Here is a 7,177-nt window from a genome sequence, read left to right as displayed (position 1 = left end):
GCCTCCAGCGGATCGACGCCCCGGGAGACCCGCTCGTCGGCCCGTCCGATCAGCCAGTCGCGGCTGGGCACCACGAGCCCCGCCGGGGTGAAGGCGATCTTGCGGAGTTCGGCGTGGCTGCCGGAGTCCTTCCGCCACAGTCCGCTGACGATGTCCACCGCCTCGGCGGGGCTGGCCGCGAACTCCAGGCCGGCGTAGACGGGCGCGCAGGCGTCCAGGCCGAGGTCCTGCGCGGAGAGCCTGCGTCCGAGCCGGCGGGTGAACACCTCGGCGATCAGCGCGGGGGTCGTGCCGCGGGGCTGCTGGCCGCGCAGCCAGCGGGTCACGGACGTCTTGTCGTATCTCAGATCGAGGCCGTGCTCGAGGCCGAGCTGGTCGACCCGGCGGGCGAGCCCCGCGTTGGAGAACCCCGCTTCGGAGATGAGCGCGGCGAGGCGGCGGTTGGGGACGCGCGGCTGGGTTGCCCCGTCACGCTCCTCTGGGGAGGGTCGATCCGTCATCAGCTGTGCGGTCTCCTGCCTTCCGGACCCGAGAGGCGGAGGGCGCGACGGGGCCTGATGAGCCCCGCCGCTCACCCGGTCGCCCTCGTTGGACCGGCGAGAATTTATCGGCCCCGGCGGCCGTCCCGACCGATCTGACCCCGCATTCATCCGATCGTGTGAGCAGAGCGTGCACATAACGGTGCGCGCCCCCGGTCCGTGCCGTGAACCGGCCGGCCCGGCGCCGCACCGCCACCGGCCTCCCCCGGGACCGTCTCCGGCGCACTGCCGACCCACCGCGGGCCCGCCACGGGCCACACGGCCCACCGCCGCCTCACCGTCGGCCTCCGCCGCACGACCCGGTCCGCCACCGGCCTCCGCCGGACGACCCGGCCCGCCGGGCACCGGATTCCGCCGGAGACCACCGGCCCGCCACCGGCCCGCCACGGGTCTGCCCGCGGACCGCCGCCCGGACCTCCACCGGACCGCCTCCGCCCCCCACCGGGCCTCCCCGGCCCGCTCCGCCCCGGCCGCTCGCGGGGGCACAGCCGTTCGGTCGTACAGTGGCTGGTGGACGCGAGACGCGCCCTGCCGATGTTCGAAGAGGAGCCGCCGTGAGTGCCCCCGTGAGTACCAGCGCGAGTGCCCCTGCCAGTTCTCCCGCCGCTCCCGGGGCGCGTGAAGGCCTGCGCTTCGTGCACCTGGGCTTCGGTGAGAACGCCGTGGAGTATCTGGCCGGCTGGGAGGAGCAGCGCCGGGTGCACGCGGCCCGGTTCGCCGACGAGATCCCGGACACCTGCCTGCTGCTGGAGCACCAGCCCGTCTACACCGCCGGCCGGCGCACCGAGGACAGCGAGCGCCCGCTGGACGGGACCCCGGTCGTCGACGTCGACCGCGGCGGGAAGATCACCTGGCACGGGCCGGGCCAGCTCGTGGGCTATCCGATCCTGAAGCTGCCGCGCCCCGTCGACGTCGTCGCGCACGTGCGGCGGCTGGAGGACGCGCTGATCCGGACCTGCGCCGAGTTCGGTCTGGAGACCACCCGCGTCGAGGGCCGCAGCGGTGTCTGGGTGCTCGGCGACCCGGTCGCGGAGCGGCCGTCGCTCGGCGGGCTCTCGCTGGACTTCGCCGCCGGGACCGGCGGCGCGGGCCTGACCGGGTCCGGTGCGGAGGACGACGGGGAGTTCGACGCGCGGCTCGCGGGCCCGGAGTACGCGCCGTCGAACGCCGGACAGCGCGGCGAGGACCGCAAGCTGGCCGCGATCGGCATCCGCGTCGCCAAGGGCGTCACGATGCACGGCTTCTCGCTGAACTGCGATCCGGACAACACCGCCTTCGACCGCATCGTGCCGTGCGGCATCCGGGACGCGGGCATCGCCTCGCTCTCCGCGGAGCTGGGCCGCCCGGTGCCGGTCACCGAGGTGGTGCCGGTCGTGGAGAAGCATCTGCGCGAGGTCCTGGAAGAGGCCGAGCCGCTCCCCCGCGTCATCTGACGGGAATGGGCCCCGGCCGTCCGGGGTTGGCCCGCATGCGCGGTACGGCTGTGGCACCGGGGCGACCCCCGCGGTCCGCGGCCGAGGAAATCAAGGGCGTACCCTGAAGTTCGCCGAAGAATCGAAAGCGTAAGCAAAGGGGAGTGCCGGACGTGTCCGCAGTCGCACCCGACGGCCGCAAGATGCTGCGCCTGGAGGTCCGGAACAGCCAGACCCCCATCGAGCGCAAGCCCGAGTGGATCAAGACCCGGGCGAAGATGGGCCCCGAGTACACCGAACTCCAGAGCCTGGTGAAGCGCGAGGGCCTGCACACGGTGTGCCAGGAGGCCGGCTGTCCCAACATCTACGAGTGCTGGGAGGACCGCGAGGCCACCTTCCTCATCGGCGGTGACCAGTGCACCCGGCGCTGTGACTTCTGCCAGATCGACACGGGCAAGCCGCAGGCGCTGGACCTGGACGAGCCGCGCCGGGTGGCCGAGTCCGTGCGCTCCATGGAGCTGAAGTACGCGACGATCACCGGCGTGGCCCGGGACGACCTGGACGACGGCGGCGCCTGGCTGTACGCCGAGACCGTCCGGCAGATCCACACGCTGATGCCGGACACCGGCGTCGAGCTGCTGATCCCCGACTTCAACGCGGTCCCGGAGCAGCTCGCCGAGGTCTTCTCCTCGCGCCCCGAGGTGCTCGCGCACAACGTCGAGACCGTGCCCCGGATCTTCAAGCGGATCCGCCCCGCCTTCCGCTACGAGCGCTCCCTGGAGGTCATCACCCGGGCCCGCGAGGCCGGTCTGGTCACCAAGTCCAACCTCATCCTCGGGATGGGCGAGGAGCGCGAGGAGATCAGCCAGGCCCTCCAGGACCTGCACGACGCGGGCTGCGAGCTCATCACGATCACCCAGTACCTGCGGCCGTCGCCGCGCCACCACCCGGTGGAGCGCTGGGTCAAGCCGCAGGAGTTCGTGGAGCTCCAGGAGGAGGCCGAGGAGATCGGCTTCGCCGGTGTCATGTCCGGCCCGCTGGTGCGGTCCTCGTACCGGGCCGGGCGGCTCTACGCACAGGCCAAGGAGAAGCGCGGCGAGGCCCCGGAGCGCGGTGCCGCCGCGCCGGGCGGTGCCGCTGTGACCCCGCAGGCGGTCTGAGGGCCCGCACGGGCTCACCGGGACTTCGTACGACGGGGCTCGCGGGGCTCACGGGAACCTTCCCTGCCGCAAATTCACGGGCCGTACGGGCCATGCCGCCGGCGTGGTTCGTACGGCCCGCAACCTTGTTCCGCTGGGTTTGACCGGGCCGTCATGCCCTGGTAACACCTATCAGTGACGCTGGATTCACGCACCGCACAAGCACACGGCAGCGGTGGGCGCGTTGGTACCCGCGTCCGTGTCCGCGCCTGCCGCCGCCCGTGCCCGCGGCGCCTCCCCGCACCGCTCGCACCCCTGTCCCGTGACATCGCTCCGAGGGGAATCGGACATGCAGGCCGCTCCCGTACGCGCCACCGCGATCCCGTCCGTCACCGACGCACTGCGCGCCGTCGAGGCCGTACTGATGCGCGGTGGCCAGCGCACAGCCCGCCGCAACGCCTGGAACGCGGTCCTGGAGGACCGCCGCCGGGCCAGGGACCGGCACGAGGCCGAGCACGTACTGGAGGCCGTGGCGACCGGCGCGGGTACGGCCACGTAAACTCGATGGCATGGCGAGGCAGGAAAACAACACCGAGAACCCCGGGCGGCTCAAGCAGATCGCCCTGACCTACAAGATGACCAGGCGGGCCGACTCCAAGGTCGGGCTCGTCCTCGCGGCTGTGGGAATCGTCACCTTCGGTGTCCTCCTCGCGATCGGCTTCCTGATCGGGCACCCGGTCTACCTGGGCATTCTTGGCTTCCTGCTGGCCTTCCTCGCGATGGCCATCGTCTTCGGGCGGCGGGCCGAACGTGCCGCCTTCGGGCAGATGGAGGGCCAGCCGGGAGCCGCGGCCGCGGTGCTGGAGAACATGAAGCGCGGCTGGACCGTCACCCCCGCGGTGGCGATGAACCGCAACCAGGACGTCGTCCACCGGGCCGTCGGCAAGGCCGGCATCGTGCTGGTCGCCGAGGGCAACCCGAACCGGCTCAAGAGCCTGCTCGCGTCCGAGAAGCGGAAGATGGCCCGCATCGTCTCCGACGTGCCGGTCCACGACGTGGTCGTGGGCAACGGCGAGGACCAGGTGCCGCTGAAGAGGCTCCGCACCCACCTGCTCAAGCTGCCCCGGGTGGTCTCCGGCCCGCAGGTCACCGCGGTCAACGACCGGCTGCGGGCGATGGGCGACCTGATGAGCAACATGCCGATGCCGAAGGGCCCGATGCCCAAGGGCATGCGGATGCCCAAGGGCGGCGGCAAGATGCGCTGACGCGCACGCCCCGGCCCCGGCGGGCGGGCCGCGCACGGCACCGCCGGTCGGCCCGCCACCGTCGCCGGTGGGGCGGGGCGTTCCGCGCCGTGGCCGGAGACGGCGCGCCCGGTCGGCTGCGGCTAGCACCGTGCGGCCCCACCGCGCCCGCCGCACCGCGCCGCCGTCGTGCACCGCACGGAACTTCGAAGGCCCGGGACCGCTTGGTCCCGGGCCTTCGCGCACGGGCTGAATGCCGGGCCCACGGGGTGAATGCCGGGCCTGTGCCACGGGGCGATGCCCCGGCCTGTGCGCGGGACGATCCCCGCGGCCTGTGCACCGGGCGCATCCCCGCCCGTGCACGGGGCGGGCGGCCCGCCGCGCCCCGCGCTGCACGGTCGGGTGACCGGCCACCGGCGAACGCGGAGTGGATGAACGGCCGCCGGCGAGCCCTCCGGCCCGCGGTACGGGTCCGTGCCGCGGGTCCGTACCGCCCGCCGGGGTCCGTACCGGCCCGCCCGGATCCGTACCGGCCCGCCCGGATCCGTACCGGTACGGCTCAGATCCGTACCTGTACGGCCCCCGTCAGCCGGTCGTGCAGTCCGCGCCCGTCCCGGTCCCAGACGATCGCCGGGACGACCAGCACCAGCAGCACGGTGCGCGCCAGGGCCCGTACGAAGGTCAGCCGCTCGCCGTCCGCGGAGACCACCCGGAGCCCCAGCACGCGCTTCCCGGGCGTGCTGCCGACCGTCCCCACGGTGAGCACGCTCAGCAGCGCGAAGACGGCCAGCGCCCAGTTGTTCGTCGCCCGGAGGTCGCCGCCGGACAGCAGGCCGTACGCGATCAGGACGCACAGCGCCCAGTCCGCGAACAGCGCGCCCAGCCGGCGGCCCACTCCCGCGACGGAGCCGGGCCCCGCCTCGGGCAGCCCGAGGCGCTGTCCGCGGTACCCGAAGTCCACACCCATGTCCTCGGCCGCCGCGCGGGGGCCGGAGAGCCACGATCCGATTGCCTGCCTGTTCTCCACCCGTCCACGGTACTGCGGCCGCCGGCGCGGGCCCGGACCGGCCCGGAGCCGGGCGCACCGGGCGTAGCATGCCGTACCGGGGCGGACCGGGCACCGCGCCGGTGCGGTCCGCGGGGCGGCCGGGCGTACGGACCGCATACGTTCGTGCGGCACGGCGTCGGCGTCCGCCGGCCGCACGACCGGGCCACGGGCACGTTTCGACGGGCGCGCCCGCCCCCGCGCCGGTTAACCTCGGTGAAACAAATGGGTCACGCTCGGGAAATGCCTCAAACCTATGGTCGAGCGAGCGTGCCACCGCACTGGCCGCGCCCGAGGCAATCCCGCCCCACCCGGACGGCGGGCCTAGGAGGAGTTGCATGTTCCAGAACGCCGACGATGCGAAGAAGTTCATCGCGGATGAGGACGTCAAGTTCGTCGATGTCCGCTTCTGCGACCTGCCCGGCGTGATGCAGCACTTCACGATCCCGGCCGAGGTCTTCGACGCCGAGGAGGAGCTGGCCTTCGACGGCTCCTCCATCCGCGGCTTCCAGGCCATCCACGAGTCGGACATGGCGCTCCGTCCGGACCTCACCACGGCCCGTGTCGACCCGTTCCGCCGGGACAAGACGCTCAACATCAACTTCTTCATCCACGACCCGATCACGGGCGAGCAGTACAGCCGTGACCCGCGGAACATCGCGAAGAAGGCCGAGGCGTACCTCGCGTCCACGGGCATCGCCGACACGGCGTACTTCGGCCCCGAGGCGGAGTTCTACGTCTTCGACAGCGTCCGCTTCCAGACCAGCGCGAACGAGTCCTTCTACCACATCGACTCCGAGGCGGGCGCCTGGAACACCGGTGCGGTCGAGGACAACCGCGGCTACAAGGTCCGTTACAAGGGCGGCTACTTCCCGGCCCCGCCGGTCGACCACTTCGCCGACCTGCGCGCCGAGATCTCCCTGGAGCTGAACAAGGCCGGCCTGCAGGTCGAGCGCCAGCACCACGAGGTCGGCACCGCCGGCCAGGCCGAGATCAACTACAAGTTCAACACGCTGCTGGCCGCGGCCGACGACCTGATGCTCTTCAAGTACATCGTGAAGAACGTCGCCTGGCGCAACGGCAAGACCGCGACCTTCATGCCCAAGCCGATCTTCGGTGACAACGGCTCCGGCATGCACGTCCACCAGTCCCTGTGGAGCGGCGGCGACCCCCTCTTCTACGACGAGCAGGGTTACGCGGGCCTGTCGGACATCGCCCGCTACTACATCGGCGGCATCCTCAAGCACGCCCCGTCGCTGCTGGCCTTCACCAACCCGACGGTGAACTCCTACCACCGTCTGGTCCCGGGCTTCGAGGCGCCGGTCAACCTGGTCTACTCGCAGCGCAACCGCTCCGCCGCGATGCGCATCCCGATCACGGGCTCCAACCCGAAGGCGAAGCGCGTCGAGTTCCGCGCCCCGGACCCGTCCTCGAACCCGTACCTGGCCTTCTCCGCGCTGATGCTGGCGGGCCTGGACGGCGTCAAGAACAAGATCGAGCCGGCCGAGCCGATCGACAAGGACCTCTACGAGCTGGCCCCCGACGAGCACGCGAACGTCCCGCAGGTCCCGACGTCGCTCCCGGCGGTCCTCGAGGCCCTGGAGGCGGACAACGAGTACCTCCAGGCGGGCGGCGTGTTCACGGCGGACCTGATCGAGACCTGGATCGACTACAAGCGGACGAACGAGATCGCCCCGATCCAGCTGCGGCCGCACCCGCACGAGTTCGAGATGTACTTCGACCTCTAAAACCCGGGCGCCGTTGCGACGACGGCGCGCCAGGAACGACGGCCGAGGGC

General features: G+C 72.3%; 6 protein-coding genes and 1 pseudogene. 5 read left to right on the top strand and 2 right to left on the bottom strand.

Annotation, left to right across the window (positions count from 1 at the left end):
- Positions 1-500, bottom strand: a pseudogene (locus GCU69_RS16100) (regulator); the annotation flags it as partial.
- A 605-nt stretch (positions 501-1,105) separates the two neighbouring features.
- On the opposite strand from GCU69_RS16100, the gene lipB reads away from it, so the two are divergent.
- From lipB to GCU69_RS16080, 4 genes are all read left to right on the top strand, one after another.
- Positions 1,106-1,972 (top strand): lipoyl(octanoyl) transferase LipB, encoded by an 867-nt coding sequence (lipB, locus tag GCU69_RS16095; RefSeq protein ID WP_098751576.1) that lies wholly within the window; start codon positions 1,106-1,108, stop codon positions 1,970-1,972.
- A 152-nt stretch (positions 1,973-2,124) separates the two neighbouring features.
- Complete coding sequence (gene lipA / locus GCU69_RS16090) at positions 2,125-3,111, top strand: lipoyl synthase (RefSeq protein ID WP_156206432.1); 987 nt, start codon at positions 2,125-2,127, stop codon at positions 3,109-3,111.
- 328 nt (positions 3,112-3,439) lie between these two features.
- Complete coding sequence (locus tag GCU69_RS16085; RefSeq protein ID WP_098751573.1) at positions 3,440-3,649, top strand: SCO2195 family GlnR-regulated protein; 210 nt, start codon at positions 3,440-3,442, stop codon at positions 3,647-3,649.
- A 10-nt stretch (positions 3,650-3,659) separates the two neighbouring features.
- Positions 3,660-4,355: a DUF4191 domain-containing protein gene (locus tag GCU69_RS16080; protein WP_098751574.1), complete on the top strand. Its 696-nt coding sequence runs from the start codon at positions 3,660-3,662 to the stop codon at positions 4,353-4,355.
- A 538-nt stretch (positions 4,356-4,893) separates the two neighbouring features.
- On the opposite strand, the gene GCU69_RS16075 is transcribed toward GCU69_RS16080, so the two are convergent.
- On the bottom strand, positions 4,894-5,361 hold the full coding sequence (locus tag GCU69_RS16075) for an RDD family protein (protein WP_156206431.1): 468 nt from the start codon (positions 5,359-5,361) through the stop codon (positions 4,894-4,896).
- 356 nt (positions 5,362-5,717) lie between these two features.
- Here GCU69_RS16075 and glnA point away from each other — a divergent pair, with 356 nt between their 5' ends.
- Positions 5,718-7,127, top strand: coding sequence for a type I glutamate--ammonia ligase (glnA, locus tag GCU69_RS16070; protein WP_098751575.1), 1,410 nt, complete (start codon positions 5,718-5,720; stop codon positions 7,125-7,127).
- The last annotated feature ends 50 nt before the right edge of the window (positions 7,128-7,177 follow it).

The sequence above is a fragment of the Streptomyces lycii genome (assembly GCF_009735685.1).
GTDB classification, from domain to species: domain Bacteria; phylum Actinomycetota; class Actinomycetes; order Streptomycetales; family Streptomycetaceae; genus Streptomyces; species Streptomyces lycii.
The sequence above is the reverse complement of the archived record's forward strand: the minus strand, read 5'-3'. Positions and strand labels throughout refer to the sequence as shown.

Bases quoted from the DNA above. Each gene is read 5' to 3' on its own strand.
- GCU69_RS16085 (WP_098751573.1), top strand. From the start codon at position 3,440: ATGCAGGCCGCTCCCGTACGCGCCACCGCGATCCCGTCCGTCACCGAC.
- GCU69_RS16080 (WP_098751574.1), top strand. From the start codon at position 3,660: ATGGCGAGGCAGGAAAACAACACCGAGAACCCCGGGCGGCTCAAGCAG.
- glnA (WP_098751575.1), top strand. From the start codon at position 5,718: ATGTTCCAGAACGCCGACGATGCGAAGAAGTTCATCGCGGATGAGGAC.